The organism is Novosphingobium subterraneum (assembly GCF_000807925.1).
In the GTDB taxonomy this organism is placed as follows: Bacteria; Pseudomonadota; Alphaproteobacteria; order Sphingomonadales; family Sphingomonadaceae; genus Novosphingobium; species Novosphingobium subterraneum.
Window position 1 is genome coordinate 1 of record NZ_JRVC01000049.1, and the last position, 1,894, is coordinate 1,894.

Below are 1,894 nucleotides of genomic sequence, written 5' to 3' on the forward strand. Positions count from 1 at the left end.
CACATAGACCAGCGCGTGGGGCCCGCGGGTTCCTGCACTGGAGGCTTTCGTACGCAAGCGCCCGAAACCCTTCACAATAGCGGTCGCAATTCGTGCCCAGCGCGCAGACGGCAGAGTGGCGGGTTTTGGCAATGAACCTGCCGTTGAACTCGTCAGGCGGGAATGGCCGGTTAGTCCCAACCCAAGTCTTTTCCCCACTGCTACAGCATGCTGAACGAGGGGCAGGAATCGATCACGAAAAACTGATGATCGAATGTCCGAGTTCAAGGCGCCTGCTGCCAAGGTGGGCTGGCATATGCCAATGTCGAGTTTCGGCATTTTCGGACTTTCAAGGATCCACTGCTGAAGGGCGTGTTTGGTCGGCAGAGAAATGCCAAGTCGGGTGGGATCTCTTCGGATTGGCCGCCAGCGCTTACCCTGCGACGGCTAACCGTGGTAATTCGAGGATATCCAATCTTCTCGACCATGCCGGACACGCAGAATGATGACCTTGTCCTCATCTCCGACATCATAAATCACCAGATGCGCCTTGTAGGGATGCACGCGGACAGGAGGTGATATTTCCTCTCGCAATCGCGCAGCTTGGGGATAGTCGGCAAGAAACTCGAAGATCGCGCTCAGCCCTTCGTGATAGGTATCGGCCTGAGGCAGTCCGAACTGCTCGATGCCTTGGAGAAAGATGGCTGTCAGATCTTCGGCGGCGGCGCGCGTTAAGCGAAAGCGAGGCACGGTCAGGCTTGCAGGTCAGCCTGGCTGATCGCTCGCGTCCGGATGTCCGCCATCGTCTCGTCGCTCAAACCGCTGGCGCGGGCCTCATCGACGAGGCGCTGCATGGCCGCGACTTTGTCAGCACGTTCCTGGTCACGACGGATGAGATCGCGCACATAGTCGCTGGCATTGCTATACCGACCAGTGTCAGCTTGCGCTTCTACCCATTGCTTCATCGGATCGGGCAGTGAAATGTTCATCGTAGCCATGGCAACCTCCAAGGCCAAAAAATAGCAAAGATTGGCAAAGGTTGTCAATTGGTGCTCAGCGACGGCCAGCCCCCGCGAACAGGGCTGTTGTGCAGCCGACGCAATGTACCCTTCCCTTCGTGGTCTACTTGGTTCGCGAGCGCCACCGAGACCAACATGCGCGGCTTGCGCGCCAGCATTTTCTCCAGCCATGAACCGGCGGGCGCCCCGAAGCGAGACGCCTGGCGGACCATCGAGCTACCGCCAATGATCAGCAGCCTTCGGATTGTGCGCTCGCCCATCCTTGCGATGCTGCCAATTCGCTGTTTGCCACCGGTCGAGTGCTGGCGCGGCGTAAGGCCGAGCCAGGCGGCGAAGTCGCGACCCTTGCGGAAGGTCTCGACAGGCGGGGCAAGCGCCAGGATTGCAGTGGCCGCGATGGGGCCAGTGCCGGGAATGGTCATCAGGCGGCGAGCTGCCTCATCCTCCTTTGCCCGCCGCGCGATTTCACGGTCGAGCGTAGCGACGCGATTGTCCAACTCGGCCAGCAAGTCGAGCATGAGCTTGAACATCGGCAGCGCCGCTGCCGGCAATGTCGAGGCCATCTCCTCTTCGTCGATGAGTGACGCCAGCAGCGTCATGTTTGCCGTGCCCTGCGGTGCCACCCAGCCATACTCTGCCAGATGTCCGCGGATCGCGTTGATCAACTGGGTGCGCTGACGCACAACGAGGTCCCGTGTGCGAAACACCAATCCTGCAGCCTGCTGCTCTTCGGTCTTCACCGCCACGAAGCGCATGCCAGGTCGTTGCGCCGCTTCGCAGATCGCCTCTGCATCGATCGCATCGTTCTTGTTCCGCTTCACTAATCACGAGGTCCCCATAATGCGGAGGAACGCGGCCTGATTGGCGGATTTTCGCCATTCTTGGCCATGCTCCTC

The 1,894-nt window shown here is 60.0% G+C and carries 2 protein-coding genes and 1 pseudogene; all 3 read right to left on the bottom strand.

Annotation, left to right across the window (positions count from 1 at the left end; all coding sequences use genetic code 11):
- Nucleotides 1–426 precede the first annotated feature (426 nt).
- The gene (locus NJ75_RS23100) at nt 427–729 is read right to left on the bottom strand and encodes a type II toxin-antitoxin system RelE/ParE family toxin (RefSeq protein ID WP_039338748.1); all 303 of its coding nucleotides are present in this window, start codon (nt 727–729) and stop codon (nt 427–429) included.
- Between the two features lie 2 nt (nt 730–731).
- Nucleotides 732–977 carry a type II toxin-antitoxin system ParD family antitoxin gene (locus NJ75_RS23105; protein ID WP_039338749.1) on the bottom strand — a complete coding sequence of 82 codons (246 nt, stop codon included), beginning with the start codon at nt 975–977 and terminating at the stop codon, nt 732–734.
- 44 nt (nt 978–1,021) lie between these two features.
- Nucleotides 1,022–1,819: pseudogene (locus tag NJ75_RS23110) on the bottom strand (IS110 family RNA-guided transposase); the annotation flags it as partial.
- Nucleotides 1,820–1,894: the final 75 nt, after the last annotated feature.